The sequence below is a fragment of the Sphingosinicellaceae bacterium genome, from assembly GCA_019285715.1.
In the GTDB taxonomy this organism is placed as follows: Bacteria; Pseudomonadota; Alphaproteobacteria; order Sphingomonadales; family Sphingomonadaceae; genus Glacieibacterium.
Genome location: CP079108.1, coordinates 1,665,936 through 1,690,787 on the forward strand (window position 1 = coordinate 1,665,936; position 24,852 = coordinate 1,690,787).

A 24,852-nucleotide genomic window follows, 5' to 3' on the forward strand; every position below is an offset into this window, starting at 1 on the left:
GACGCCGACCAGCAGGAGTAATCGATGACCCCCTTGGTGACGACCGAATGGCTCGCGGCCGAGATCGGCAAGAGCGACCTTCGCGTCATCGATGCGACGCTGATCCCGCCGGGCGAGTCCGGCGAGGCGCGTGCCGCATTCGAGGCTGCCCATATCCCGGGCGCGGTGTTCTTCGACCTCGACGAGATCGTCGATAATTCGAGCGAGCTGCCGCACATGCTGCCGCTCCCTGAGAAGTTCGCGAGCCGAATGCAGGCGCTCGGCCTCGGTGATGGCAGCCGCATTGTCGTCTACGACAATTCGCCGCTGCACTCGTCGGCGCGGGCGTGGTGGATGCTGACCCTGTTCGGCGCGCACGAAGTCTCGATCCTTGATGGCGGTCTCGCCAAGTGGCAGGCCGAGGGCCGCGCCATAGAGTCCGGGCGGCCGATCGTCCGCCATCGCCATTTCACCGTCTGGGCCGACAAGAAGTCGGTCCGCACCCAGGCGCAGATGCACGACATCCTGCGCTCCAAAGCCGAGCAGATCGTCGATGCGCGTTCTGCCGGGCGCTTCACCGGAACCGAGCCGGAGCCGCGTGCGGGCCTGCGCAGCGGCCACATCCCCGGCTCCAAGAACCTGCCGATCGCCAAGCTGTTCAATGACGACGGCACCTGGAAGCAGGGCGACGCGCTGACCGCAGCCTTCACCGAGGCGGGCGTCGACATCAGCAAGCCGATCGTCACCACCTGCGGCTCGGGCGTCACCGCGTCGGTCATTTACTTCGGCGCGACGTTGCTCGGGGCCAAGAACCTCGCGCTCTACGACGGCAGCTGGGCGGAGTGGGGCGCGTCCGCGTCGAACCCGGTCGTCACCGGAGCGGTGTGAGCAAGGGTCCGGGCGACTACGGCCCCGCGACCCGCCTCGCGCAGGCTGGGCGGCGCAGGGAGTGGACCTACGCCGACGAACACCGCGGCGTCGTCAATCCACCGGTGTGGCGCGCCTCGACGGTGCTGTTCGACAGCCTCGCCGCGCTCGATGCCAGCATCAAGGCACCCGACGACGGCCTCAACTACGGCCGTCGCGGCACGCCGACCCAGTGGGCGCTGGAGGAAGCGCTGACCGGGCTCGAACCGGGCGCGGCGGGCACCAAGCTGTTCCCGAGCGGGGTCGCGTCGCTCGCGGCGGCGCTGCTGACGGTGGTTTCGGCGGGCGATCACCTGCTGGTCACCGATTCGGCCTATGATCCGACGCGGCTGTTCGCCGACCGCGTGCTCAAGCGCATGGGCGTCGAGACGACCTACTACGATCCTATGATCGGCGCGGGCATCGACGCGCTGGTCCGGCCGAATACGCGCGCTATCCTGCTCGAAGCGCCGGGCTCGCTGACCTTCGAGGTGCAGGACGTGCCCGCGATCGTCGCGGTCGCGAAGGCGCGCAGCCTGGCGACGGTGCTCGACAACACCTGGGCGACGCCACTGCTGCTGCCCGCGATCGGCCTCGGCATCGACCTCAGCATGCAGGCCGTGACCAAGTATGTCGGTGGCCACAGCGACCTGATGATGGGCGCGGTGACGGCGGCCCCGGCGTGGTGGGGGCGGCTCAAGGAGACCACCTACCGGCTCGGGCAGCATGTCGCGCCCGACGACGCGGCGCTGGCGCTGCGGGGCTTGCGGACGCTGGCACTCCGGATGACGGAGCACGAGGCGAATGGCCTCGCCGTTGCGCGCTGGCTGCAGACGCACCCGGCGGTCGAGCGGGTCATCCATCCGGCGCTGCCCGGCTGCCCCGGCCACGAGTTCTGGGCGCGCGACTTCAAGGGGGCGAGCGGGCTGTTCGCCTTCACGCTCAGGCAGGGCACGCGCGCCGACACCGGGCCGCTGATCGACCACCTCGCGCATTTCGGCATCGGTTTCAGCTGGGGCGGGTTCGAGAGCCTGATCCTGCCGGTCGAGCCCAACCGCGTCCGCACCGCGACGCGCTTCGAGAGCGCCGGGCCACTGGTACGCCTGCACATCGGCCTGGAGGACGTCGCCGACCTGATCGCGGACCTCGATGCGGGCCTCGCGCGCTACACCGCGCAATTCGCGTGACCGACGCCGTCCTCGTCGCCGCCAAGGCCAGCATCGCCGCCGGATCGAAGAGCTTCGCGCTCGCCTCGAAGCTGTTCGCGCCCGCCGAGCGTGACCTCGCTACTCTGCTCTACGCCTGGTGCCGGCACTGCGATGACGTTGTCGACGGGCAGGCCGCCGGTTTCGGGCAGGTCGAGCGCGACGGTACGCCCGCCGCGCGACTGGCCCGGCTCGAGGCCGACACCCGCGCCGCGCTGGCTGGCAAGCCGCCGCCGGAGATGCCTTTCCAGGCGCTGGCCCGCGTTGCCGCCGCGACCAACATGCCCGAGCGCTATCCGCTCGACCTGATCGAGGGCTTTCGCATCGATGTCGAGCAGCGCCCGTTCCGGACCTTCGACGACACGCTGACCTATTGCTACCACGTCGCCGGCTGCGTCGGGGTGATGATGGCTGTGGTCATGGGGGTATTGCCCGACGACCATGCGACGCTCGACCGGGCCAGCGACCTCGGCATCGCCTTCCAGCTCAACAACATCGCGCGCGACGTCGTCGAGGATTCGATGCAGCGCCGCCGCTACATCCCCGACGACTGGCTGGCCTCGGTCAACCTGCAGCCCAACAGCTACTCGTTCCCGCCCAACCGGCGGCAGCTTTCCCGCCTCGTCACCCGGCTGGTCAATGCCGCCGAGGACTATGAAGCGAGCGCCCGCTACGGGGCCGCCGCCCTGCCGACCCGCGCGGCGTGGGCGGTGCTGGCGGCGGCGAGGATCTACGGCGACATCGGCCGGCAGGTCCGCGACGGCGGCGAGGCGGCGCTCGAGGACCGAGTGGTGACATCGCGCAGTGCCAAGCTGGGTGCCGTGGCCTTGGCGTTCGGGCAGGCGCTCAGGCGGAAGCGCAACCAGCCGGTTCCGGCACCATCGCGCGAAGGCCTCTGGACGCGGCCTCAGTAGGCGAAGTCGAGCGCCACCAGCCGGCGCCAGCGGCGCTGGCGGTGTCGGTAGAACAGCGCGGCGAATGCCCACACGAACGGGGTCAGGAGCCCGGCGGCGACGGTGACCTCGTCGCGGTAATTGGTGCTGCCATCCGCGCGTCGCTGCAGGATAATCAGGTGATCCCAACGCCGCGCGAGGTCGCCCGTGCCGTTATCGCGAACCCGGAACTCGCCGGTGCCGGTAGCGGGAAGCGTGATGACGATCCACTGTCTTCCCAGCGGAAACACGCCGAACAGCCGGATCGCGACCCGCCAGCGCCCTTCGGCCCAATGCTCTGGAAACCGCGCCGGCTCGAGCGGCGTGAAGTGAACCAGCGGCGCGGCGATATACTCGAGCAGCCGGGGCCGCAGCACTTCGGCAGCGATGCGTTCAAGCGGTGCCAGCAGGACCGTGTCGATCCTGACCAGCACCCAGCCTAGCCGGCGACCGGCTCGGTCGATGCCATCTCGCGGACCTTCGCGCCCCGGATCTTGCCTGCGCCACTGGCTTCGAGCTGAGCCAGCAATGTCCGCACGGGCGGCGCGACGAGGAAGCCAAAGCTGACCGTGCCGTGCTTGCTCTCGACGACATGGTGGAGCCGGTGCGCCTGGACGATGCGCTTGATGTAGCGACCCTGCGGGTTCCAGCTGTGGCGGAAGCGGCGGTGCACCAGCACATCGTGGAAGCCGGCGTAGATCGCGCCGTACGCTGTGATGCCGGCCCCGATCCATGTCAGCGCCGGCATCCCGCCATAGACGCCGAGCGCGATGAGCGTGATCGCCGGGGCGGCGAACATCACCGCGAACCAATCGTTCTTCTCGAACGCGCCGTGACGCGGTTCATGGTGCGACTTGTGCAGCGACCACAAGAAGCCATGCATCACCCAGCGATGGGCGACGTAGGCAAAGCCTTCCATGAAGGCGACGGTACCGACGAACAGCAGGACGCCGAGGGCAGGGTGCAAGGGGGTGGCTCCGGTCACGCCGCCTGTATAGTGAGCGCAGAACGGCTTTGCACGTCGCAACCATGCCGCAGGAAGTGCCGATGCGTATCGCCCTGTTCGTTATCCTGGCCGCCTTGGCGCTGGCGTCCTGCGCCAGTCCCGCCGACCGGATCACCGAGGCACTGCTCAAGCACGGCGTCCATCAGCGGCAGGCCAAGTGCATGGGTGCGCGGCTTGCCGACCGGCTCGACAGCGCCCAGCTCCAGCGGTTGAGCGAGCTGTCGAAGCTCGACAACCCCGACCGCGTCGGCAAGCTGACGCTCGACCAGTTTCTCGACCAGCTCAACCGGTCGGGCGATCCGAAGCTGGTGTCGCAGGTGGTCAGGGCGGGCCTGAGCTGCGCGATCTGAGCGGCTTCAGGCCACCGACGCTTCCCAGGGAATCGTCACCTCACTGGTAAGCCCGGTCGGCTGCCAGTCGAACGAGACCTTGCCGCGCAGCTGGCGCGCAGTCACGGCGTTGATCACGGTCAGGCCGAAGCCTGGCGGGCGATCCTCCGCCGGGCTGGGGCCACCGCTTTCGCTGAGCGTGATCGCGACATGGCCGGGATCGGGCCGCCAGACGATCTCGAGCTTGCCCTCCGGCACCGACAGCCCGCCGTGGCGCAGCGCGTTGCCGAGCAACTCGTGGAGGAGCAGCGCCAGCGGCTGAACCTGCCCGGGCGCGATACCGACGGCGGGACCCTCCGCGGAGACCTGCGTCAGCCCCATGCCGCGGATCATCCCCGCGACGAGGCTGTCGAGCGGCACCGCCTGCCAGCGCCGATCGGCAAGCAGGCTGTGAGCGAGCGCCAGCGCGTCGACCCGGCCCTGGACCGCGGCGGCATAGTCGCTGGCATTGTCGGCGCGGCTGAGCCGGACGATGCCCTGGACCAGCGCGAGGGCGTTCTTGGCGCGGTGGTCGACCTCGCGCAGCAGCGCGATCTCGCCCGCTTCAAGCGTCATCGCATCGTGATTGCGGGTAACGTCCTGCTGCGACGCGAAGTGGTAGATGAGCTCGCCCTGATCGTCGAACAGCGGGCTGATGTGGAGCTGATTCCAGAACGTCGAGCCGTCCTTGCGGTAGTTCAGGATCTCGACGAGGCTATCACGCCGGTTGACGATGTCGTCGCGGATCTGGGCGAGCGCCAGTTGCGACGTCTCGGGACCCTGCATGAAGCGACAATTCTGCCCAATGATCTCCCCGGCGGTATAGCCAGTCAGGTCGAGGAAGGCCTGGTTGGCCAGTACGATCGGATTGTCGGCCTGGCGCGCGTCGCTGACCACCATCGGCATCCGGGTCTTTTCGACCGCGAGCAGCGCCAAATCGCGGCGATCGGGCAGTACGGCGTCCGCCGATGCGGCAGCGTCGTGAACCGCGAGATTGGCGGACTGGGTGGTCAAGATCGGCTCCGTCGCTACCGGGAGCAGGCTGAACGCGTCGAGTCGCCGTCGGGTTCACGTGCGACGAAAATGCTATGTGCGATTTAGTACTAGAATGGCGCCTTCTTAACGCCGCGCGCCCCCGAACCGCTTGCTGGACTTCTGCTTCATCTTGGCGAACCGCGTCGTCCGCGTGCCGGGTGCGCCGCCCATGCTGCGGCCCTGCACCGGGGCCTTGCGCTGGTCGGGCGGCAGGCCGAGTTCGTCCTGCTCGAGCCGCCGGATCTGGTCACGGACGGCGGCGGCGATCTCAAAGTCCAGGTCGGACGCCGCCTTCTGCATCTGCTTCTCGAGGTCGGCGATATAGGCCTTGAGATTGTGGCCGATGAGGTGCGGGGTCTCCTCGTCGCCGGTGTCGACGGTCAGGCTGTCGCGCTGCGAGACATCCGCCAGCACGTCGGAGATGTTGCGCTTGATGGTCGTCGGCGTGATGCCGTGCTCGAGATTGTATGCCTCCTGCCGCGTCCGCCGCCGACCGGTCTCGGCGATGGCGCGCTCCATGCTGCCGGTGGTGTGGTCGGCGTACAGGATGACGCGGCCCTCGACGTTGCGCGCGGCCCGCCCGATCGTCTGGATCAGCGAGGTCTCGGAGCGCAGGAAGCCCTCCTTGTCGGCATCGAGGATGCAGACCAGCCCGCATTCCGGGATATCCAGCCCCTCGCGCAGCAGGTTGATGCCGACCAGCACGTCGTAGACCCCGAGCCGCAGGTCGCGGATCAGCTCAATGCGTTCAAGGGTTTCGACGTCGCTGTGCATGTAACGCACGCGCAGTCCGGCCTCGTGCATGAACTCCGTCAGGTCCTCCGCCATGCGCTTGGTCAGCGTCGTGACGAGGGTGCGGTAGCCGTTGGCGGCAACCTTGCGCGCCTCGGCAATGCAGTCCTCGACCTGGTCCTCGACCGGCTTGATCTCGACCGGCGGGTCGACCAGCCCGGTCGGCCGGATGACCTGCTCGACGAAGACGCCGCCGGTCGCCTCCATCTCCCACTTGCCCGGCGTCGCCGACACGAACACCGTCTGCGGGCGCATGGCTTCCCACTCCTCGAAGCGCAGCGGGCGGTTGTCGATGCAGCTCGGCAGGCGGAAGCCGTACTCGGCCAATGTCAGCTTGCGCCGGTGGTCGCCGCGCGACATGCCGCCGATCTGCGGCACCGTGACGTGGCTCTCGTCGACGAACAGCAGCGAATTCTCGGGGAGGTACTCGAACAGGGTTGGCGGCGGCTCGCCGGGCAGGCGGCCCGTCAAAAAGCGGCTGTAGTTCTCGATGCCGGCACAGCTGCCGGTCGCCGCGATCATCTCGAGGTCGAAGTTGGTGCGCTGCTCGAGCCGCTGGGCTTCCAGCAGCTTGCCCTCGATGTTCATCTCCTTGAGCCGCTCGGTCAGCTCGTGCCGGATCGCCTCGCTGGCCTGCTTAAGCGTCGGACCTGGGGTCACGTAGTGCGAGTTGGCGTAGACCTTGATCGACGGCAGGTCGGTGATCTTCTTGCCGGTCAGCGGGTCGAACTCGACGATCGATTCGATCTCGTCGCCGAAGAAGCCGATCCGCCACGCCGAGTCCTCGTAGTGCGACGGGAACAGCTCCAGCGAATCGCCCCGCACCCGGAAGTTGCCGCGCGCGAACGCCGCCTCGTTGCGCTTGTACTGGAGCGCGACGAGCTTGCGGATGATCTCCTGACGATCCGACGTCTGGCCCTTCTTGAGGCTGAAGGTCATCGCCGAATAGGTCTCGACCGAGCCGATCCCGTACAGGCACGACACCGAGGCGACGATGATGACGTCGTCGCGCTCCAGCAGCGCGCGCGTCGCCGAGTGCCGCATCCGATCGATCGCCTCGTTTACCGAGGATTCTTTCTCGATGTAGGTGTCCGATCGCGGCACGTACGCCTCGGGCTGATAATAGTCGTAATAGCTGACGAAATACTCGACGGCGTTGTTCGGGAAGAACGACTTGAACTCGCCGTACAGCTGCGCCGCGAGGATCTTGTTGGGGGCCAGCACCAGCGCCGGGCGCTGCACCGCCTCGATGACCTTGGCGGCGGTGAAGGTCTTGCCCGACCCCGTCACGCCGAGCAGCACCTGGTCGCGCTCGCCGGCCTCCGCCTGGGCGACAAGCTCCATGATCGCCGCCGGCTGGTCGCCCGCCGGGCTGTAGTCGGTGACCAGCTCGAAGCGCTTGCCGCCCTCCGACTTTTCGGGTCGGGCGGGCCGGTGCGGCGTAAACGGCCCGGTGCTCTCGGGCTCGGCGAGCGAGGTGCGGATCTGGATTGCGGCCATGCGGACAATATGGGCCGCGGACGCGATTTGTTCCAGTGGCACTTGCCACCCTCCCCCTTCAAGGGGGAGGGACAGGCTGCGTCTTCGCAGCCAGGGAGAGGGCAGGGAGGGGATGCTTCGAATAGGCCCCTGTGCCAGCTCACTCAAAGGGAGCGGCCGGGGCCCTCACCCTGGCTGCGAAGACGCAGCCTGTCCCTCCCCCCCGAGGGGGGAGGGTAGAAGGCCGACCACCGCCGCCCCGACCAGCCCGACCACCGCGCCCGCCGCGACATCGGAGACGAAATGCGCCCGGCGCGGCACCTGGACCAGCGACAGGAAGCCGGCGGTGGCGAGCGCCTCGCCTGCGTGCTCCGGATAAGCCCGCGCAAACACCGTCGCGACCGCCACCACCCCGGCCGTATGCCCCGACGGAAACGAGGTCCGGTCGTGGTCGTCGCTGTCGCCGGGATGCGCCTCGTATTCTCCATCCTCGACCAGCAGCGACGGCCGCGTGCGGTCGACCTGCGACTTGACCAGCGTCTTGATCCCGGTCGCGAGCGTGTGCGCCGCCAGCATCCGCAAGCCCGTGCCCGCCAGCCGCGAGTCGCCGCGCCACGCGCCCGCGACGATGATGCCGCCGCACAGCATCCGCAGCGGCGGCTGGTCGCCGAGCGCGCCGAGCTTGCCGACCAGCCGGCCGACAAGGGTCTCCTCGACCGGTGCGGTCGCTTTGGCGACGGCGATGTCCGCCGCCTCGATCTTTGCTACCGGATCGGCCATGCCGCCCTCTCGTCAAGCGTGCGCTGTTCGCGTCTGGGTTGGTTGCGGCTGCCCGCCACCAGGGCGACGGGCAGCGCGCTGCTCACCTTACTGCTTGGTCGTCGTCGCGGTCGTCGTGGTCGTACCGGCTGGCGTCTTGACCGTCGCCGAGCTGGTGTGGGTCGCCGCGGCCTTGTGATGCACGGTATGATGACGCTTCTTGGCGGTGTGATGCACGACCTTGACCACCGGAGTCGTCTCGGTGGTGTGCTTGTTGGTCGTCGTCGTCGACGAGGTCGTCATCTGCGCCGTAGCCGGAACCGCGATGACCGCGGCAAGTGCGATGAGTGCGAGCTTCATGTGCGTTCTCCCTCTGGCCGGTCTGGTTGATCCGCCGGCCTGGCGCTTGTCGGCGCAATGACATTAAGCGTGGCCGAACGCGTCTGTTCCGTAACGTTCAGATTCGCGCGATGCTGACTCGCATCGCCAATGGAATTGACGCTCCGTTTACAGCGTCGGCTGTCCGGTTCAGGTGCCGCATCTGGTATCGCCGGCCAAGGTGTTGACCTTGTTCGCAACTCCAGAATTCCTATATTCAGGCTTGCGTCTCGGCAGCGATCAGGCACTATTCGTAGCGGGGAAAACGGGGACAGACACAAGCCGTGGTAGCTTCGGGATCGATCCGACCGGCCACGCGCTGTTCCCGCCGCATGAGAACGAAAATAGAACATTGTGCCCGCTGTGGATATCGGGGATGCTTTGTTGCCAGCAGGTGACAGCGCCTCCGGAACGGCCCAACGGGTAGAGACAAAGTGGAGAGAGTGATGGACTTCAGCGCGGGAACGATCACCGCCGACGCAGGCGCCAGCGAGAACGAGCGGCCCGACGTGAAGGCGGCAAAGCGCGACTCGACGACGGTGATGGCGTGGCGCTTCCCGGTCGAGGTCGACCGCAGCCGCGACGCGTTGCTCACCGACTTCGGCCGCGAGACGCTGAAGGACCGCTACCTGCTGCCCGGCGAATCCTACCAGGACCTGTTCGCGCGAGTCGCGGCCGCCTACGCCGACGATGCACCGCACGCCCAGCGCCTCTACGACTATATGTCCAAGCTGTGGTTCATGCCGTCGACGCCGGTGCTGTCGAACGGCGGCACCGGGCGCGGCCTGCCGATCTCGTGCTATCTGAACTCGGTCGGCGACAGCCTCGAGCAGATCGTCGGCACCTGGAACGAGAACGTCTGGCTGGCGGCGCGCGGCGGCGGCATCGGCACCTATTGGGGCCATGTCCGCGGCATCGGCGAGCCGGTCGGCCTCAACGGCAAGACCAGCGGCATCATCCCGTTCGTACGGGTCATGGACTCGCTCACCCTCGCGATCTCGCAGGGCTCGCTGCGGCGCGGCTCGGCGGCGGTCTATCTCGACATCAACCACCCCGAGATCGAGGAATTCCTCGAAATCCGTAAGCCCAGCGGCGACTTCAACCGCAAGGCGCTCAACCTGCACCACGGCGTCCTCGTCACCGACAAGTTCATGGAGGCCGTCCGCGCCGGCGACGAGTGGCATCTGACCAGCCCGAAGACCGGCGAGCGCCGCGCCACCGTCGACGCCCGCGGCCTGTTCACCAAGCTGGTCGAGACCCGGCTGGCGACCGGCGAACCGTACATCGTCTTCGTCGACCACGTGAATAACGCCATGCCCAAGCACCAGCGCGACGTCGGCCTCAAGGTCTCGACCTCGAACCTGTGCTCGGAGATCACGCTGCCGACCGGCATCGACCAGTACGGCAAGGAGCGCACCGCGGTGTGCTGCCTGTCGAGCCTCAACCTCGAGATGTGGGACGACTGGCAGGGTGACAAGGTCTTCATCGAGGACGTCATGCGCTTCCTCGACAACGTGCTCAGCGACTATATCGAGCGCGCCGAGCCCGAGATGGCGCGCGCCAGCTACGCCGCGATGCGCGAGCGCTCGGTCGGCCTCGGCGTCATGGGGCTGCACAGCTTCTACCAGGCGCGCGGGATTGCGTTCGAGGGCGCGATGGCAAAGTCGTGGAACCTCAAGATCTTCCGCCATGTTCGTGAGCGCGTGGATGAAGCCTCGATGCAGCTCGCGGTCGAGCGTGGGCCGTGCCCGGACGCCGCCGACATGGGCGTCATGGAGCGCTTCAGCTGCAAGATGGCGATCGCCCCGACCGCGTCGATCTCGATCATCACCGGCGGCACGTCGGCCTGCATCGAGCCGATCCCGGCCAACATCTACACCCACAAGACGCTGTCGGGCTCGTTCTCGATCCGCAACCCGTTCCTCGAGAAATTGCTCGGCACCAAGTCCAAGAACTCCGACGCGGTGTGGAACTCGATCCTCGAGCAGGGCGGCTCGGTCCAGCACCTCGACTTCCTCAGCGCCGACGAGAAGGCGGTGTACCGCACCGCGTTCGAGATCGACCAGCGCTGGCTGCTCGAACTGGCCGGCGACCGCACCCCGTACATCGACCAGGCGCAGTCGCTGAACCTGTTCCTGCCCGCCGACATCGAGAAGTGGGACCTGCTGATGCTTCACTTCCGGGCTTGGGAGTTGGGCATCAAGTCACTGTATTACCTGCGTTCCAAGTCGATCCAGCGCGCCGGGTTCGCCGGCGGCGTCGAGGCCGACAACACCCCCGACCTGCGCCAGCTCGAGCTCGCGCCAAACGATTATGACGAGTGCCTTGCCTGTCAGTAAGGCGCCCCCGCGGACGCAAGTTCGCGGGACCTGCCGGTGCACGCCGCACCGGCGGGCGGGTGAGGGGCCGTGCCTGCGCATTCCACGACGCGCGCGCATGGCCCCTCGCTTACCCGGCGCGGATGATGGGCGAATGAACGCGATGCCGACCCCCTCGTTGTCATCCCGGCGAACGCCGGGACCCAGCTTGCGTGGGGCCGCATCGAACCGAAGTCGAGCTTGATCAAAACTGGGTCCCGGCGTCCGCCGGGATGACAATTACGAAAGTGTAAGGCGACCCGACCATGTCCCTCCTCAAAGCCTCCAACAGCTACAAGCCGTTCGAATACCCGTGGGCGTTCGACTTCTGGAAGCGCCAGCAGCAGATCCACTGGATGCCGGAGGAGGTGCCGCTCGGCGAGGATTGCCGCGACTGGGCGCAGAAGCTCAGCGAGCATGAGAAGAACCTGCTGACCCAGATCTTCCGCTTCTTTACCCAGGCCGACATCGAGGTCCAGGACTGCTACCACGACAAATACGGTCGGGTGTTCAAGCCGACCGAGGTCAAGATGATGCTGACCGCGTTCAGCAACATGGAGACGGTCCACATCGCCGCCTACAGCCACTTGCTCGACACCATCGGCATGCCCGAGAGCGAGTACAGCGCGTTCCTCAACTACAAGGAAATGCGCGACAAGCACGATTACATGAGCCGCTTCGGCGTCGACAACGACGGCGATATCGCGCGCACGCTGGCGATGTTCGGCGGCTTCACCGAGGGGCTGCAGCTGTTCGCCAGCTTCGCCATGCTGATGAATTTCCCGCGCTTCAACAAGATGAAGGGCATGGGGCAGATCGTGACCTGGTCGGTCCGCGACGAGTCGCTGCACTGCGAGGGCATCATCAAGCTGTTCCACGCCTTCTGCGCCGAGACCGGCGTGCTGACGCACAAGCTGCGGGACGATATCGCCGACGTCTGCCAGATGACGGTTCGCCTGGAAGATGCCTTCATCGACCTGGCGTTCGAGATGGGCCCGGTCACCGGCATGACCCCGCACGAGATCAAGAAGTACGTGCGCTTCACCGCCGACTGGCGCCTCAAGCAGCTCGGCATGAAGCCGATCTACATGATCGACGAGCACCCCCTGCCGTGGCTCAGCCCGCTCCTCAACGGCGTCGAGCATGCCAATTTCTTCGAGGCCCGCGCTACCGAATATTCAAAGGCCGCGACCAAGGGCAACTGGAACGAAGTCTGGGACGCCTTCGACAAGCGCAAGGCCGCGAAGTTCGCGAGCGCTCCGGCGGCGAACGAGGCGGACGACGGCGCGCAGGGCGGGTTGCTGGGCGTGGCGGCGGAGTAGGGGTTGGCACGAAGGTGGCAGTAGCAAAAGAGGTGGGAGCAGTCATTCCCGCGACACTTCACCTGTTTATCGACACGAACATATTTATTAGACTGTTCGGATTCACCGATGACAGCTTAACAGAAGCGGAGAAATTTGCTGCTTTGATCTCGGCCGGGAAGATTGTCTTATACGTCACGGAACAACTGGTGTGGGAATACCTGAGGAACAGTGACAATCAAATTCACTCTTCATTGGAAGATTTGGAAAAAGTAAAATACATATCGCAGACTCCACGTTTATTGAGCATTACAGCGAAACGGCAGAACTCGTCGCTGCTCTTAAAGTTTGCGAAAAGGTCAGGAGCGAACTGCTAGCCAAAGTTCGCAAGGATGTCCTTGACAAGGAAATAAGAGCAGATAAATTGGTTATCGAATTGCTAAGGCTTGGAAAGCGCATCAAGCAGTCTGATGATGTCGTAGATAAGGCGAGATTGAGAAGAGACATTGGTAACCCACCAGGAAAATCTAATTCGCTTGGTGACCAGATGAATTGGGAAAGCTTGATAAACGAAGTCCCTGAGGGGAATGATATTCACATTGTAACGAGAGACGGAGACTACAGTAGCAAGGTAGACAAATTGCTTCCATCACGGATTATTGAACGTGAATGGTATATGCACAAGAAATCTAGCGTTCTACTTTATAACAGTCTGGGGCAGTTTGCTAAAAGGCATTTTCCGGAGATCAAGTTTCCGAAAGATGTGATAAAAAACGACGCAATTAATAAGCTCGTAAATGCGACAAACTTTACTGTCACTCATTCGGCGATCGAAACTCTGGATGATGCTTTTGACGAAATAAATTCTGATGATGCGATACGCATATTCAGGGCAGCTATCGACAACAGTCAAGTTCATTGGATAATAGACGATTCTGATGTATCTAATTTTATGAAGAAGCTGTACACAAAGTTCTTTGTAGATGTGCCATTTGAAATGGATGCAGAGCTTGATGAGCTGTCTGATTACTTCAAAGCTCCATTCTGACACCACAACCTAATCCCTAGCCTCCCTTCGCTCCAACGCCCGCTCCCGTGCCCCCGCCACCTTGAGCGCCCGCACCTCGGGCCGCCGCGCGTCGCACATCGAGCAGCGCAGGATGCGGGCGGCTTCGCTCAGCGTCGGGCCGCGGCGACGGGCGGCGAGGAGCTCGACGATCGCCGGGCCGGGGATGCGCGTCGAGTGGCGGCACGAGCGGCAGGTGACGCGGAGCTCGAGGCCGCGCGGCGCGAGCTGGTCGACGGTCAGGGCCTCGGGCCGGGGTTCGGGAACGGGAAACATCCGCGGAACATAGCAGGAACGCAGCGCGGCGCCAGAGCGAAGCCCGGAGCGAAGCCTTGCCTCGTCCGGCCCGCTGCCCCAAATCCGCTGGCATGACCAACTCGCCTCTGCCCCGCTCCCCGACGCCCCCGCCCGCCGCGACGCCCGCGAAAGCCGTGCCGCCGCTGCAGGCCGTGATCGTGCCGGTGACTCCGCTCCAGCAGAACTGCACCCTGATGTGGTGCACGAAGACGATGCGCGGTGCCTTCGTCGATCCGGGTGGCGACCTCGACCGGCTGCTGGCGGTCGCGGACAAGCAGGGCGTGACGATCGAGAAACTGCTGATCACCCACGGCCATATCGACCATTGCGGCATGGCGGGCGTGCTGGCGGAGCAGCTCGACGTGCCGATCGAGGGGCCGCACCCCGACGACAAGTTCTGGATCGACTCGAACCCGGAGAGCGGCCTCAAGTACGGCATGGTCGGCGCGACCGCGTTCACGCCCGACCGCTGGCTGGGGCAGGGCGACACGGTGACGGTCGGCGAGCTGGTTCTCGACGTCCACCACTGCCCGGGCCACACGCCGGGGCACGTCATCTTCCACCACGCGCCGTCGAACCTCGCGATCGTCGGCGACGTGCTGTTCCAGGGCTCGATCGGGCGCACCGACTTCCCCAAGGGCAACCATGCCGACCTGATCCACGCGATCACGACGCGCCTGTGGCCGCTCGGCGGGCAGACCGCCTTCATCCCGGGGCATGGCGCGATGTCGACCTTCGCGGCCGAGCGGCGGTCGAACGCCTATGTCGCGGACGCGGTGCTCGCGCGGGGCTAGGCGGGCTGGCGCGGTCGTCGCGCCCTTGTCATCCCGGCTTGACCCGGGACCCAGCGAACCCGGAAGTCGGACTGCTGGGTTAGCTGGGTCCCGGGTCAAGCCCGGGATGACAATAGAGGACCCGGAACGACACTTGGGGCCTGGACGCCGCCCCTATCCCTCAGAACAGATGGTGCAGGTGCGCCGAGATGATCAGCGCCCAGACGCTGGTGACGATCAGGATCAGGAAGGTGCCCGAGGTGCCGACCATGCGGCCGGGGTTCGGGGCCGGGCGCGCCATGCCCCAGGCGTGGGCGATGCGGCACAGCACCAGCCCAATGCCGAGCACGCCGAGCGTGACGTTGGGCCCGTGGTCGACGCCGACGCTGGTCGCGGCGATGTTGGCCTCGATCATCCCCATCAGGATCAGGATGAAGGGCACGTACTCGACGAAGTTGGCCTGGGCGCGGATGCGGGCAAGCAGGTGCGGATCGCCGCCGTCGCCGAGCGAGACCTTGGACGCGGTGCGGCCCATCGAGACGCGGACGCTGAGTACCAGCAGGATCAGGCCGCACAGGCCCGCGGTCGTCAGTGTGATGATCATTGCATCTCCCCCTTGTTAGTTCGGAACAACCTACTTTCGCGCCGTGCCCGCGTCCACCGGTCATAAAGCCGGGTAGCATGGTCCGCCACCGCGCAACCATTTCAGGCCATCATCGTTCTTCACCCGCTTACATAGCGAAGGAGTTTTACCATGGACGAAGATCGCATCGACGGCGCGCTGAAGAATGTCGGCGGCAAGATCAAGGAAGGCTTTGGCAAGCTGACCGGCGATACCAAGACCGAAGCCGAAGGCAAGGCCGAACAGGTTGCGGGCAAGGCCCAGAACACCTGGGGCGGTGCCAAGGACGCGGTCCGCGACGCCACCGACACGCGCGACGACAAGATCTAGCCTTATCGCGGCGCTGGCCTTGCCGCCAACGCCCAGGCTGGACTAAAGGCCGCCGTCCCCGAAAGCTCGGGGGCGGCGGTTTTCTGTTGCTTACCGGCGCGAAATCACTATGTTCCGCGCCTCACTGACAGCCGGGGCTTCCGCCGGCCGCATGCCGCGGCCCGTTCGTCGTTGCCCCTCAAGATGAAGATGACAGGTGCCGGATGGCCGTTCCGAAACGCAAGACCTCGCCTTCGCGCCGCAATATGCGCCGCAGCCACCACGCGCTCAGCGCGACGCCGTACCAGGACTGCCCGAATTGCGGGGAGCTCAAGGAGCCGCACAACCTGTGCAACTCGTGCGGTCACTACAACGGTCGCATGATCGTCGAGGTCGGCGCCTGAAGCCAGTGTCCGGGGGTCGGCAAGTTCGCTGTCAGCGGTCTCGCTGCCGGCCGTCTCGCTACCTGGCCGCCGGTCTGAGCCGTTCGGTTTCGCCGTGAACGAAAACCCCGTCATCGCACTCGACGCCATGGGCGGGGACGGCGGACCGGCAGCGGTCGTCGCCGCCGCCGAGATCGCGCGCGAGCGTTATCCGAAGCTGACCTTCCGCATCTACGGGCAGGAAGCCGCGATTCGTGCCGCGCTGGCGACGGCACCGCGCGTCGCCGCCGAAGCGACCGTCATCCACACCGATACGCAGGTGCTCGGCACCGACAAACCCAGCCAGGTCATCCGGCGCGGGCGCGGCACCTCGATGGGGCTCGCGATCGACGCGGTGAAGGCCGGCGAGGCGCACGCCATCGTGTCGGCCGGCAACACCGGCGCGCTGATGTCGATGGCGTATCTGTCGCTGCGCACCATGGAGGGCATCGACCGGCCGGCGCTGGCGGCGCTGCTGCCGACCCTCAAGAACGATTCGGTCGTGCTCGACCTCGGCGCCAACACCGAGTGCGACGCCGAGAACCTCGTCCAGTTCGCGGTCATGGGCGCTGCCTTCGCGCGCACCGTGCTCGGGCTCGAGCGGCCACGTGTCGCGCTGCTCAACATCGGCGAGGAGGAGCTCAAGGGCACCGACGAGCTGAAGGAAGCGGCTGCACTGCTCCGCGCCGTGGAGTTGCCGATGTCGTTCCTCGGCTTCGTCGAGGGCGACAAGATCGGCCAGGGCAATGTCGACGTCATCGTCACCGACGGCTTCTCGGGCAACATCGCGCTGAAGTCGGTCGAGGGCACCGGCAAATTGGTCACCGGGCTGCTGGCGGAGGCGTTCAAGACCTCGTGGCTGACGCGGCTCGGCTACCTGCTTTCCCGCGGCGCCCTTCGGGCTCTCCGCGCGCACCTCGATCCGAACGCGCATAACGGCGCGGTCATGCTCGGGCTCAACGGCCTCGTCGTGAAAAGTCACGGCAGCGCCACGGTGCGCGGCATCGCCCACGCCATCGGGGTCACCCACGACCTCATCGTCGCCGACGTCCAGCGCAAGATCTCGGACGACCTCGCCAACTTCCGCGCCCATCGCCCGGCCAAGCTCGACCTCGAGGACGCTGCCAAGTGAACTTCGGCGGATGAGGCGTGCATGCATCGTCGGCACCGGCGGTTACCTGCCCGAGACGATCCTGTCGAACGCCGACCTTGCGGCGCGCGTCGACACCACCGACGCTTGGATCGTCGAACGCACCGGCATCAAGCAGCGCCACATCGCCGCCGAGGGTGAGTTCACCTCCGACCTGGCGACCGTCGCTGCGAAGCGCGCGCTGGAGGCGGCCGGGCTGACCCCCGACGACGTCGACCTGATCATCGTCGCGACCGCGACCCCCGACCAGACCTTCCCGGCCTGCGCCACCGTCGTCCAGCACAAGCTCGGCATGCGCCACGGCGTGGCGTTCGACGTCGGCGCGGTGTGTTCGGGCTTCCTGTATGCGCTCAGCGTCGCCGATGCGATGGTCGTCACCGGGGCCGCCAACACCGCGCTGGTGATCGGTGCTGAGACCTTCAGCCGCATCCTCGACTGGGAGGACCGCGGTACCTGCGTGCTGTTCGGCGACGGCGCGGGAGCCGTCGTGCTCCGCGCCGAGATCGGCACCGGTACGTCCGACGATCGCGGCATCCTCGCGACACGGCTACATTCGGATGGCAAGTACAACGACTTGCTGTACGTCGACGGCGGGCCGGGGTCGACGGGCACCGTCGGCAAGCTGCGCATGAAGGGCCGCGAGGTCTTCCGCCACGCCGTCACCAACCTGGCCGCGGTGATGACCGAGACGCTGGCGGCCGCGGGACTCGACGCCGACGACGTCTCGTGGGTGGTGCCGCACCAGGCCAACCTGCGCATCCTCGAGGGCACCGCCAGGAAGCTCGGGCTCGGTATCGATCGGGTCGTCGTGACTGTCGACCGGCACGCCAATACGTCCGCTGCATCGGTGCCCTTGGCTCTTGACGTTGCCGTGCGCGACGGGCGTATCAAGCCACGAGATTTGTTGCTATTAGAGGCGATGGGCGGCGGCTTCACGTGGGGCGCGGCGGCTGTCCGGTTTTAGATGAACCGTGTTCGTGCGGGCTAAGGTACGAATTTCGGGCGGTTCTGGTTTTTAGACGGCTCTGGTTTGAGCGGGCGGGGAGGCTTCGGGGTCATGGCGAAAGCAGAAGTTGCGGCGAGTGCGGCGAAGAAGCCGGGCTCGCTGACGCGTGCGGATTTGTGCGAGGCGGTGCACCGCGAGATTGGCCTGTCGCGAGCCGAATCCTCGACGCTGGTGGAGCAGGTGCTCGATCACGTCTGCGGCACCCTGGTTGGCGGCGACAACGTCAAGATCTCGTCGTTCGGCAGCTTCGTGCTGCGGAACAAGGGCCAGCGCATCGGGCGCAACCCCAAGACCGGTGAAGAAGTCCCGATCGAGCCGCGCACCGTGCTGACCTTCCGGCCGAGCCAGCTGCTCCGCGAGCGCATCAACGCCGGATGAGCGACGACGACCGTCCGATCCCGACGACCGCGACCAAGCCCCCGTCAGGTAAAAGCTTGGCAACCAAGTCCTCGGCCGCCTTCCGCACCATCGGCGAAGTCGCCGAGGAGCTGGGCGTTGCGCAGCATGTCCTGCGCTTCTGGGAGACGCGGTTTCCGCAGGTCCAGCCGCTCAAGCGCGGCGGTAACCGGCGCTATTATCGCCCGACCGACGTCGAGCTGCTCCGCGATATCCACCGCAAGCTCCACGCCGAAGGCTACACGATCAAGGGCGTGCAGAAGCTGCTCAGCGAGCGCGGCGGCAAGGGTGCGCCGGTGTCGCCTGCACTGGGCGAGCTGAACCTCGGCGGGGACGAAGGCTTGAGCATCTCCGGCGAAGGTCCGCCGCCTTCGTTCACCGACCAGTCCGAGTCCGTCGAAGTCCGGCATCACGGCGTCGATCTCGCCGGCGTCCGCGCCGTTCGCGACCGGCTGGCATCCGCACTCGCCGCCGCGCGCGCCTGATGGCGTCGTGCCGCACCGCAGCGTGCCCGACCGCATCGTGAAGGCCCGCATCGTGAAGGCCCGCATCGTGAAAGCCCGCATCGTGAAAGCCCGCATCGTGAAAGCCCGCCACCGATGAAGTCGGTCGCGGTCTTCAGCGTCAAGGGCGGGGTCGGCAAGACCGCGATCGCGGTCAACCTGGCCTATGCAGCCGCGACCCAGAGCGCGCGCCGGACGCTGCTGTGGGATCTCGATGCGCAGGGCGCCGCGACCTACGTGCTCAAGCTCGCGCCCAAGGGCGGGGCGGTGGCGCGCAAGCTGTTCGGGCGCGATCCGGAACTCGCGGCCCTGATCCAGCCGAGCGCCTGGGCCGGTCTCGACGTGCTGGCAGCGGACAAGTCGCTGCGCAGCCTGGAGGGCCAGCTCGCCGGCGACGACAAGGCCAAGCGCCTGCGCAAGATGCTCAAGGACCTGGGCGACGACTACGACCGGATCATCATCGACTGCCCGCCCGGGCTCGGCGCGCTGTCGGAGCAGGTTTTCCGCGCCGTCGACCTGCTCGTCGTGCCGATGCTGCCGTCGCCGCTGTCGGTGCGCGCCACCGAGCAGCTGACCGAGCACCTCCAGCGCCAGCACGACGGCAAGCCCGATGTCGTGCCGGTGTTCTCGATGGTCGACAGCCGCCGGGCGCTGCATCGTGCGTTGGTCGAGGCATCGCCGGGGCAGGCGGCGATCCCCTACGCCAGCGCGGTCGAGGGCATGGCGGTCCACCGCTCGCCGATCGCGGCGCGAACTCCGTCGGCACCGGCCGCGCGGGCGTTTACGGCGCTTTGGGCCGAGGTCGAGCGACGGTTGTTGTCGCAGGGCTGAACCCCGTCCGGCTGGGGGGCGTTGCCCCGTAGTCCCACCGGAGCCCAAAATGCAGCTTAAGCCACTCCACGATCAGGTCGTCGTCATCACCGGCGCGTCGAGCGGCATCGGGCTCGCCACCGCCGAGGCCGCGTCGGCACGGGGCGCGCGGCTGGTGCTGGTGGCACGCAACGGCGACGCGCTGGCCGAGATCGCCGCCCGGCTCAACGCGCAGGGCGGGCAGGTCGAGGTCGTCGTCGCCGACATTGCGGACGACAGCACCCCCGAACGTATCGCGGACGCCGCTCTGGCCCGCTTCGGGCGCGTCGACTCCTGGGTCAACAACGCCGCCGCCGCGACCTACGGGACGCTCGCCGAGACGCCGGAGGAGGACCACCGGCGGGTCTTCGACGTCGGCTATTTCGGCACCGTCCGCGCCTCGCTCCGCGCGTTGGAAGTCCTCAAGGAGCGCGGCGGCGCGCTGGTGAACGTCGGCTCGATCCTGGCGAACCGCGCGATGATGTTGCAGGGGCCGTACAGCGCCATGAAGCATGCGTTGAAGGGCTTCACCGATGCCCTGCGCAGCGAGGTGCTGGAGGCCCGGCTGCCGGTGTCGATCACCCTGATCAAGCCGGGCTCCATGGCGACGCCGTACCCGGAGCATGCCCGCAACCGCATGGAGCGACCGGCACGGATCCCGCCGATCGAGTACGACCCGCGGCTGGTCGCGCGGGCGATCCTGTTCTGCCTCGAGCACCCGCGCCGCGAGATCACCGTCGGCGGGGTCGGGCGCTTCATCGAACTGTTCGGCAACGCCTTCCCGGGCCTCACCGACCTCGGCATCGCGCTGATCGGCCGCGGCTCGCAGCAGATCGACCAGCCGCCGGCGCCGGAGGTCGCGGACAACCTCTACGAACACCGCGCCGACGGACGCATCGAGACCGTGCAGGACGTCTACGTACGCCGCACCAGCTTGGCGCTGGAGGCGCAGATCCGGCCCCTGCAGGCGGTCGCGGCCGTGGGTGCCGGGCTGCTCGCTGCGGCCTTGCTGGCGAGCCCGCGGCGGCGCTAGCGTCTCGAAACTTCAGCGTCAGTTAGGCTCTCGTCACCGCTCCGCGCCTTGACGCCGCACGCCCCCGCGACCATATGCGCCGGGTCGCTGGCACTCGCCTCGGGTGAGTGCCAACGGACACGCTATCAACCGCTGCAATAGGTGCGATCCATGAAATTCACGCCGCTCCACGACCGCGTGCTCGTTCGCCGTGTCGAAGCCGAAGAGAAGACCGCCGGCGGGATCATCATCCCCGACAGCGCCAAGGAGAAGCCCCAGGAGGGCATCGTCGTCGCCGCCGGCAAGGGCGCGCGCAACGAAGCCGGCGAGCGCGTCAAGCTCGACGTCTCCGAGGGCGACAAGATCCTGTTCGGCAAGTGGTCGGGCACCGAGGTCAAGGTCGACGGTGAAGACCTCATCATCATGAAGGAAAGCGACATCCTCGGCGTTCTCGCCTGAGCCTGAATGGTACGCCGAAATATACTGTTTAGGCGTAGAAGTCGTAACTTTTCACGAAATTCCTGAAGGAAACCAACATGGCAGCTAAAGACGTCAAGTTCAGCCGCGACGCGCGTGAGCGCATCCTGCGCGGCGTCGACATCCTCGCCGACGCGGTCAAGGTGACGCTCGGCCCCAAGGGCCGCAACGTCGTGATCGAGAAGTCGTTCGGTGCCCCGCGCATCACCAAGGACGGCGTCACCGTCGCCAAGGAAATCGAGCTCAAGGACCGCTTCGAGAACCTCGGCGCGCAGATGGTCCGCGAAGTCGCTTCGAAGACCAACGACATCGCCGGTGACGGCACCACCACCGCGACCGTGCTGGCCCAGGCCATCGTTCGCGAGGGCATGAAGTCGGTTGCCGCCGGCATGAACCCGATGGATCTCAAGCGCGGCATCGACATGGCCGTCGTCGCCGTCGTCGCCGACCTCAAGGCGCGCTCCAAGCCCGTCGCCGGCACCGCCGAGATCGCCCAGGTCGGCGTCATCTCGTCGAACGGTGACACCATCGTCGGCGAGAAGATCGCCGAAGCGATGGAAAAGGTCGGCAAGGAAGGCGTCATTACCGTCGAGGAGGCCAAGGGTCTCGATTTCGAGCTCGATGTCGTCGAGGGCATGCAGTTCGACCGCGGCTACCTGAGCCCGTACTTCATCACCAACCCCGAGAAGATGTCGGTCGAACTCGAGAACCCGTACATCCTGATCAACGAGAAGAAGCTCTCGAACCTTCAGGCGCTGCTGCCGGTGCTCGAGGCCGTCGTCCAGAGCGGTCGCCCGCTGCTGATCATCGCCGAGGACGTCGAGGGCGAGGCTCTCGCCACGCTCGTCGTCAACAAGCTGCGTGGTGGCCTCAAGGTCGCCGCGGTCAAGGCTCCCGGCTTCGGCGATCGTCGCAAGGCGATGCTCGAGGATATCGCGACGCTGACCAAGGGCGAGACGATCTCCGAGGACCTCGGCATCAAGCTCGAGAACGTCACGCTGGCGATGCTCGGCTCGGCCAAGCGCGTCACGATCGACAAGGACAACACGACGATCATCGACGGTGCCGGTGACCAGGACGCGATCAAGGGCCGGGTCGAGCAGATCCGCGCGCAGATCGAGACGACCACGAGCGACTACGACAAGGAGAAGCTGCAGGAGCGTCTCGCCAAGCTGGCGGGCGGCGTTGCGGTCATCAAGGTCGGCGGCTCGACCGAGGTCGAGGTCAAGGAGCGCAAGGACCGCGTCGACGACGCTCTCCACGCGACCCGCGCCGCCGTCGAAGAAGGCATCGTCCCCGGCGGCGGTACCGCTCTCCTCTACGCCACCAAGGCGCTCGAGGGCATGAAGGGTGCCAACGACGACCAGACCCGCGGCATCGACATCATCCGCAAGGCACTGTTCGCTCCGGTTCGCCAGATCGCTCAGAACGCTGGTCATGACGGCGCGGTCATCTCGGGCAAGCTGCTCGAGGGCAACGACGACAAGATCGGCTTCAATGCCCAGACCGATGTCTACGAGAACCTGGTCGTCAGCGGCGTCATCGACCCCACCAAGGTCGTTCGCACCGCGCTTCAGGACGCAGCTTCGGTTGCCGGCCTGCTGATCACCACCGAAGCCGCAATCACCGAACTGCCCGCCGACGACAAGGGCGGCGCTGGCGGCATGGGCGGCGGCGGCATGGGAGGCATGGGCGGGATGGACTTCTAAGTCCCGCACACCACCAACGACGCATAAGGAAAGGGCCGCGACGGATGTCGCGGCCCTTTCTGCGTCAGAGCGGCGAAGCGCCCCTCACTCGTTCGTCGGAAGTGACGAAGAACGCGTCACTTCGGAGCGGCGCCGCCCGGGTTGCCGGTCTGGCCCGACGGGGTCGACTGGGTTTCGGTACCGGTCGTCGACCCGGCGGTGCCCGAAGTCCCGGCGCTGGTGCCGGCGGTCGAGCCGCTGCCCGAGGTCATGCCCGCGCCGGCATCGCTGCCGCCGGTGGTCGAGCCGGTCGTCGAGGTGCCGGCGCCGCTGCCGGTCATGGCATCGCTGCCGCCGGTGGTGCTGCCGGTGCCGCTGGTCGCGCTGGCATCGGTGCCGGTGCCCGCGCCGCTGCCGGTCGCGGTCGTGTCGGTGGTTGCCGGGGCGGTGGCGTCGGTCGCCGTGGTGGTCGTCGTCGACTCGGTCTTCTTGCCGCAGCCGGCGAGGCCGACGGTGGCGATCAGGGCGATTGCAGTCGTAGTCAGGATGCGCATGGCGAGGGTCCTTGGCTGGGGGGTATCAGCCGCGGAAACCGGTCGTGATCGCCTTTGGTTCCAGTCTATTGCGCGGCCGCCGGGGCCGGTTGCACAGGGCGCGCCTCGGCCAGCGCCGCGTCGGTGTCGCTCACGGCCTTGCGCTCGGCGGCAGCGATGGCGGCATCGTTGCCGGTCGGCGCTTTGGGTCCCGCGTTGTCGCAGGCCGCCAGCCCCAGCAATAGTAGCAGCGCCGCGGCCGGTGCGCGGCGCATCACTGCGGCGGCTGCGGCGCTGCCGGCGTGCCTGCGGGATCGGCCTCGGCAGGCGCGGCATCGGACTGAGGGGCGCCCGTCGGTGCCGGGGCTATCGGAGACGCGACGCCGCTGCCCGGGTGCGCGGGTGGCGTCGCGCCGGGAGCAAGCGGCGCATCCTCGACCGGTGCATCCTCGTCGTCAGGCGGTGAGCCGTCGTAGATTTCGGACTGGCGGCGCTGCAGGAAGGCCGAGCGCACCGTCGCATATTCGTCGAGGCTCGACGCGAGGACGCCATCAGCACCGGCATCCATCAGCTTCGAGCGGAGGTCGAGCACGCCGACGGCAGCCTGGCCGGCCTTCGCGGCAAAACTCGGGTGGAGGACGGCGTTGCGGGCATAGGGCACCGGGTCGGTGACAAAGTCGACGCCCATGCCGCCGGCATCGCGGAACGTCGACGGGCCGAACAGCGGCAGCATCAGGAACGGCCCCGACTTGACCCCCCAGACCGCGAGCGTCTGGCCGAAATCCTCGGCCTGCACGGGCAGGCCGATCTTGCTGGCATGGTCGAACAGGCCGCCAACGCCAACGGTGGTGTTGACCGTAAAGCGCTTGAACGTATGCCACGCCTCCTTGGGCTTGGCCTGCAGCAGGGCATTGCCGAACGACAGCGGTTCTTCGAGGTTGTTGAGGAAGTTGGTGACGCCGCGACGAATGAAGGTCGGCAGGATGAAGCGGTAGACCTTGGTCGCAGGCTTCAGCGCGACGCGGTCGAGCCCCTTGTTGAAGCCGTACATGCTCCGATTGAACTTCTCGTACGGATCGCGGAGCGCCGGGGCGTTGCTGCCGGGGTGGGGCGCGGCGCATGCGCTCAGCGTGAAGACGAGCCCGCCGAGTGCCGTTCGGGACGCGATACGCCGCACCGATTTCGTGGGGTGAATTACCATGGACTACCCGGTGCCACAGGCACGTTTATCCGACAAGCGGCGTCGGTCCCC

General features: G+C 66.8%; 30 protein-coding genes. 19 read left to right on the forward strand and 11 right to left on the reverse strand.

Going from position 1 to position 24,852, the window contains the following annotated elements:
• Positions 1–24: 24 nt before the first annotated feature.
• From sseA to KX816_07740, 3 genes are read left to right on the forward strand one after another with little or no spacing between them, the layout of a single operon-like run.
• Positions 25–867, forward strand: a complete 843-nt coding sequence (sseA, locus tag KX816_07730; GenBank protein QXQ07871.1) for a 3-mercaptopyruvate sulfurtransferase — start codon at positions 25–27, stop codon at positions 865–867.
• Positions 864–2,072 (forward strand): cystathionine beta-lyase, encoded by a 1,209-nt coding sequence (metC, locus tag KX816_07735; protein QXQ07872.1) that lies wholly within the window; start codon positions 864–866, stop codon positions 2,070–2,072. Before sseA ends, metC begins: the two co-directional genes overlap by 4 nt.
• Positions 2,063–3,004 carry a phytoene/squalene synthase family protein gene (locus KX816_07740; protein ID QXQ08453.1) on the forward strand — a complete coding sequence of 314 codons (942 nt, stop codon included), beginning with the start codon at positions 2,063–2,065 and terminating at the stop codon, positions 3,002–3,004. Before metC ends, KX816_07740 begins: the two co-directional genes overlap by 10 nt.
• On the opposite strand, the gene KX816_07745 is transcribed toward KX816_07740, so the two are convergent.
• Together KX816_07745 and KX816_07750 are read right to left on the reverse strand one after the other, a co-directional pair.
• On the reverse strand, positions 2,998–3,456 hold the full coding sequence (locus tag KX816_07745; protein ID QXQ07873.1) for a hypothetical protein: 459 nt from the start codon (positions 3,454–3,456) through the stop codon (positions 2,998–3,000). The genes KX816_07740 and KX816_07745 overlap by 7 nt on opposite strands.
• 5 nt (positions 3,457–3,461) lie before the next feature.
• Positions 3,462–3,941, reverse strand: a complete 480-nt coding sequence (locus KX816_07750) for a sterol desaturase family protein (protein QXQ08454.1) — start codon at positions 3,939–3,941, stop codon at positions 3,462–3,464.
• A gap of 128 nt (positions 3,942–4,069) precedes the next feature.
• On the opposite strand from KX816_07750, the gene KX816_07755 reads away from it, so the two are divergent.
• The gene (locus tag KX816_07755; GenBank protein QXQ07874.1) at positions 4,070–4,378 is read left to right on the forward strand and encodes a hypothetical protein; all 309 of its coding nucleotides are present in this window, start codon (positions 4,070–4,072) and stop codon (positions 4,376–4,378) included.
• A 6-nt stretch (positions 4,379–4,384) separates the two neighbouring features.
• On the opposite strand, the gene KX816_07760 is transcribed toward KX816_07755, so the two are convergent.
• The 4 genes from KX816_07760 to KX816_07775 form a co-directional block, all read right to left on the reverse strand.
• Positions 4,385–5,410 (reverse strand): PAS domain-containing protein, encoded by a 1,026-nt coding sequence (locus KX816_07760; GenBank protein ID QXQ07875.1) that lies wholly within the window; start codon positions 5,408–5,410, stop codon positions 4,385–4,387.
• Positions 5,411–5,515: 105 nt separating this feature from the next.
• The gene (uvrB, locus tag KX816_07765) at positions 5,516–7,723 is read right to left on the reverse strand and encodes an excinuclease ABC subunit UvrB (protein QXQ07876.1); all 2,208 of its coding nucleotides are present in this window, start codon (positions 7,721–7,723) and stop codon (positions 5,516–5,518) included.
• Between the two features lie 165 nt (positions 7,724–7,888).
• Positions 7,889–8,482 carry a phosphatase PAP2 family protein gene (locus tag KX816_07770; GenBank protein QXQ07877.1) on the reverse strand — a complete coding sequence of 198 codons (594 nt, stop codon included), beginning with the start codon at positions 8,480–8,482 and terminating at the stop codon, positions 7,889–7,891.
• A gap of 87 nt (positions 8,483–8,569) precedes the next feature.
• Complete coding sequence (locus tag KX816_07775) at positions 8,570–8,821, reverse strand: hypothetical protein (protein ID QXQ07878.1); 252 nt, start codon at positions 8,819–8,821, stop codon at positions 8,570–8,572.
• A gap of 464 nt (positions 8,822–9,285) precedes the next feature.
• Here KX816_07775 and KX816_07780 point away from each other — a divergent pair, with 464 nt between their 5' ends.
• The 4 genes from KX816_07780 (at position 9,286) to KX816_07795 (ending at position 13,545) form a co-directional block, all read left to right on the forward strand.
• On the forward strand, positions 9,286–11,178 hold the full coding sequence (locus tag KX816_07780; GenBank protein ID QXQ07879.1) for a ribonucleoside-diphosphate reductase subunit alpha: 1,893 nt from the start codon (positions 9,286–9,288) through the stop codon (positions 11,176–11,178).
• Positions 11,179–11,462: 284 nt separating this feature from the next.
• Positions 11,463–12,518 (forward strand): ribonucleotide-diphosphate reductase subunit beta, encoded by a 1,056-nt coding sequence (locus KX816_07785; GenBank protein QXQ07880.1) that lies wholly within the window; start codon positions 11,463–11,465, stop codon positions 12,516–12,518.
• A 14-nt stretch (positions 12,519–12,532) separates the two neighbouring features.
• Positions 12,533–12,874 (forward strand): DUF4935 domain-containing protein, encoded by a 342-nt coding sequence (locus tag KX816_07790; GenBank protein ID QXQ07881.1) that lies wholly within the window; start codon positions 12,533–12,535, stop codon positions 12,872–12,874.
• A gap of 47 nt (positions 12,875–12,921) precedes the next feature.
• Positions 12,922–13,545, forward strand: a complete 624-nt coding sequence (locus KX816_07795; protein QXQ07882.1) for a hypothetical protein — start codon at positions 12,922–12,924, stop codon at positions 13,543–13,545.
• 9 nt (positions 13,546–13,554) lie between these two features.
• On the opposite strand, the gene KX816_07800 is transcribed toward KX816_07795, so the two are convergent.
• Positions 13,555–13,839 carry a hypothetical protein gene (locus KX816_07800; protein ID QXQ07883.1) on the reverse strand — a complete coding sequence of 95 codons (285 nt, stop codon included), beginning with the start codon at positions 13,837–13,839 and terminating at the stop codon, positions 13,555–13,557.
• A gap of 92 nt (positions 13,840–13,931) precedes the next feature.
• Between KX816_07800 and KX816_07805 the strand changes: the two genes are divergently transcribed.
• Positions 13,932–14,654, forward strand: a complete 723-nt coding sequence (locus tag KX816_07805; GenBank protein ID QXQ07884.1) for an MBL fold metallo-hydrolase — start codon at positions 13,932–13,934, stop codon at positions 14,652–14,654.
• 160 nt (positions 14,655–14,814) lie between these two features.
• Here the strand turns inward: KX816_07805 and KX816_07810 are convergent, their stop codons facing one another.
• Positions 14,815–15,237, reverse strand: coding sequence for an MAPEG family protein (locus KX816_07810; protein ID QXQ07885.1), 423 nt, complete (start codon positions 15,235–15,237; stop codon positions 14,815–14,817).
• A gap of 150 nt (positions 15,238–15,387) precedes the next feature.
• Between KX816_07810 and KX816_07815 the strand changes: the two genes are divergently transcribed.
• From KX816_07815 to groL, 10 genes are all read left to right on the forward strand, one after another.
• A complete protein-coding gene (locus tag KX816_07815) occupies positions 15,388–15,585 on the forward strand; it encodes a CsbD family protein (GenBank protein ID QXQ07886.1) in 198 nt (65 codons plus the stop codon).
• Positions 15,586–15,788: 203 nt separating this feature from the next.
• Positions 15,789–15,968, forward strand: coding sequence for a 50S ribosomal protein L32 (gene rpmF, locus KX816_07820; GenBank protein ID QXQ07887.1), 180 nt, complete (start codon positions 15,789–15,791; stop codon positions 15,966–15,968).
• Positions 15,969–16,062: 94 nt separating this feature from the next.
• Entirely contained in the window at positions 16,063–17,118 is a 1,056-nt protein-coding gene (gene plsX, locus KX816_07825) for a phosphate acyltransferase PlsX (protein ID QXQ07888.1), read from the forward strand.
• Between the two features lie 10 nt (positions 17,119–17,128).
• Positions 17,129–18,100 (forward strand): ketoacyl-ACP synthase III, encoded by a 972-nt coding sequence (locus tag KX816_07830; GenBank protein QXQ07889.1) that lies wholly within the window; start codon positions 17,129–17,131, stop codon positions 18,098–18,100.
• Between the two features lie 93 nt (positions 18,101–18,193).
• Positions 18,194–18,520 carry an integration host factor subunit alpha gene (locus tag KX816_07835; GenBank protein QXQ07890.1) on the forward strand — a complete coding sequence of 109 codons (327 nt, stop codon included), beginning with the start codon at positions 18,194–18,196 and terminating at the stop codon, positions 18,518–18,520.
• Entirely contained in the window at positions 18,517–19,023 is a 507-nt protein-coding gene (locus tag KX816_07840; GenBank protein QXQ07891.1) for a MerR family transcriptional regulator, read from the forward strand. Before KX816_07835 ends, KX816_07840 begins: the two co-directional genes overlap by 4 nt.
• A 114-nt stretch (positions 19,024–19,137) precedes the next feature.
• Complete coding sequence (locus KX816_07845) at positions 19,138–19,872, forward strand: ParA family protein (protein QXQ07892.1); 735 nt, start codon at positions 19,138–19,140, stop codon at positions 19,870–19,872.
• Positions 19,873–19,921: 49 nt separating this feature from the next.
• Positions 19,922–20,923 carry an SDR family NAD(P)-dependent oxidoreductase gene (locus KX816_07850; protein QXQ07893.1) on the forward strand — a complete coding sequence of 334 codons (1,002 nt, stop codon included), beginning with the start codon at positions 19,922–19,924 and terminating at the stop codon, positions 20,921–20,923.
• Positions 20,924–21,073: 150 nt separating this feature from the next.
• Positions 21,074–21,361 carry a co-chaperone GroES gene (groES, locus tag KX816_07855; GenBank protein QXQ07894.1) on the forward strand — a complete coding sequence of 96 codons (288 nt, stop codon included), beginning with the start codon at positions 21,074–21,076 and terminating at the stop codon, positions 21,359–21,361.
• 77 nt (positions 21,362–21,438) lie between these two features.
• On the forward strand, positions 21,439–23,088 hold the full coding sequence (gene groL / locus KX816_07860) for a chaperonin GroEL (protein ID QXQ07895.1): 1,650 nt from the start codon (positions 21,439–21,441) through the stop codon (positions 23,086–23,088).
• Between the two features lie 116 nt (positions 23,089–23,204).
• Here the strand turns inward: groL and KX816_07865 are convergent, their stop codons facing one another.
• From KX816_07865 to KX816_07875, 3 genes are all read right to left on the reverse strand, one after another.
• Positions 23,205–23,621: a hypothetical protein gene (locus KX816_07865; GenBank protein ID QXQ07896.1), complete on the reverse strand. Its 417-nt coding sequence runs from the start codon at positions 23,619–23,621 to the stop codon at positions 23,205–23,207.
• A 65-nt stretch (positions 23,622–23,686) separates the two neighbouring features.
• Positions 23,687–23,875 (reverse strand): hypothetical protein, encoded by a 189-nt coding sequence (locus KX816_07870; GenBank protein ID QXQ07897.1) that lies wholly within the window; start codon positions 23,873–23,875, stop codon positions 23,687–23,689.
• Complete coding sequence (locus KX816_07875) at positions 23,875–24,801, reverse strand: VacJ family lipoprotein (protein QXQ07898.1); 927 nt, start codon at positions 24,799–24,801, stop codon at positions 23,875–23,877. Before KX816_07875 ends, KX816_07870 begins: the two co-directional genes overlap by 1 nt.
• Between the last annotated feature and the right edge of the window lie 51 nt (positions 24,802–24,852).

What these genes read in the sequence shown, in the direction of transcription:
- KX816_07875 (QXQ07898.1), bottom strand. Translation starts at nt 24,801, where the DNA reads ATGGTAATTCACCCCACGAAATCGGTGCGGCGTATCGCGTCCCGAACG.
- KX816_07755 (QXQ07874.1), top strand. Translation starts at nt 4,070, where the DNA reads ATGCGTATCGCCCTGTTCGTTATCCTGGCCGCCTTGGCGCTGGCGTCC.
- KX816_07785 (QXQ07880.1), top strand. Translation starts at nt 11,463, where the DNA reads ATGTCCCTCCTCAAAGCCTCCAACAGCTACAAGCCGTTCGAATACCCG.
- groES (QXQ07894.1), top strand. Translation starts at nt 21,074, where the DNA reads ATGAAATTCACGCCGCTCCACGACCGCGTGCTCGTTCGCCGTGTCGAA.
- KX816_07805 (QXQ07884.1), top strand. Translation starts at nt 13,932, where the DNA reads ATGACCAACTCGCCTCTGCCCCGCTCCCCGACGCCCCCGCCCGCCGCG.
- KX816_07870 (QXQ07897.1), bottom strand. Translation starts at nt 23,875, where the DNA reads ATGCGCCGCGCACCGGCCGCGGCGCTGCTACTATTGCTGGGGCTGGCG.
- KX816_07750 (QXQ08454.1), bottom strand. Translation starts at nt 3,941, where the DNA reads ATGGAAGGCTTTGCCTACGTCGCCCATCGCTGGGTGATGCATGGCTTC.
- sseA (QXQ07871.1), top strand. Translation starts at nt 25, where the DNA reads ATGACCCCCTTGGTGACGACCGAATGGCTCGCGGCCGAGATCGGCAAG.
- rpmF (QXQ07887.1), top strand. Translation starts at nt 15,789, where the DNA reads ATGGCCGTTCCGAAACGCAAGACCTCGCCTTCGCGCCGCAATATGCGC.
- uvrB (QXQ07876.1), bottom strand. Translation starts at nt 7,723, where the DNA reads ATGGCCGCAATCCAGATCCGCACCTCGCTCGCCGAGCCCGAGAGCACC.
- groL (QXQ07895.1), top strand. Translation starts at nt 21,439, where the DNA reads ATGGCAGCTAAAGACGTCAAGTTCAGCCGCGACGCGCGTGAGCGCATC.
- KX816_07770 (QXQ07877.1), bottom strand. Translation starts at nt 8,482, where the DNA reads ATGGCCGATCCGGTAGCAAAGATCGAGGCGGCGGACATCGCCGTCGCC.
- KX816_07830 (QXQ07889.1), top strand. Translation starts at nt 17,129, where the DNA reads ATGAGGCGTGCATGCATCGTCGGCACCGGCGGTTACCTGCCCGAGACG.
- KX816_07845 (QXQ07892.1), top strand. Translation starts at nt 19,138, where the DNA reads ATGAAGTCGGTCGCGGTCTTCAGCGTCAAGGGCGGGGTCGGCAAGACC.
- KX816_07780 (QXQ07879.1), top strand. Translation starts at nt 9,286, where the DNA reads ATGGACTTCAGCGCGGGAACGATCACCGCCGACGCAGGCGCCAGCGAG.
- KX816_07840 (QXQ07891.1), top strand. Translation starts at nt 18,517, where the DNA reads ATGAGCGACGACGACCGTCCGATCCCGACGACCGCGACCAAGCCCCCG.
- KX816_07775 (QXQ07878.1), bottom strand. Translation starts at nt 8,821, where the DNA reads ATGAAGCTCGCACTCATCGCACTTGCCGCGGTCATCGCGGTTCCGGCT.
- KX816_07810 (QXQ07885.1), bottom strand. Translation starts at nt 15,237, where the DNA reads ATGATCATCACACTGACGACCGCGGGCCTGTGCGGCCTGATCCTGCTG.
- KX816_07815 (QXQ07886.1), top strand. Translation starts at nt 15,388, where the DNA reads ATGGACGAAGATCGCATCGACGGCGCGCTGAAGAATGTCGGCGGCAAG.
- KX816_07850 (QXQ07893.1), top strand. Translation starts at nt 19,922, where the DNA reads ATGCAGCTTAAGCCACTCCACGATCAGGTCGTCGTCATCACCGGCGCG.
- KX816_07865 (QXQ07896.1), bottom strand. Translation starts at nt 23,621, where the DNA reads ATGCGCATCCTGACTACGACTGCAATCGCCCTGATCGCCACCGTCGGC.
- KX816_07835 (QXQ07890.1), top strand. Translation starts at nt 18,194, where the DNA reads ATGGCGAAAGCAGAAGTTGCGGCGAGTGCGGCGAAGAAGCCGGGCTCG.
- KX816_07800 (QXQ07883.1), bottom strand. Translation starts at nt 13,839, where the DNA reads ATGTTTCCCGTTCCCGAACCCCGGCCCGAGGCCCTGACCGTCGACCAG.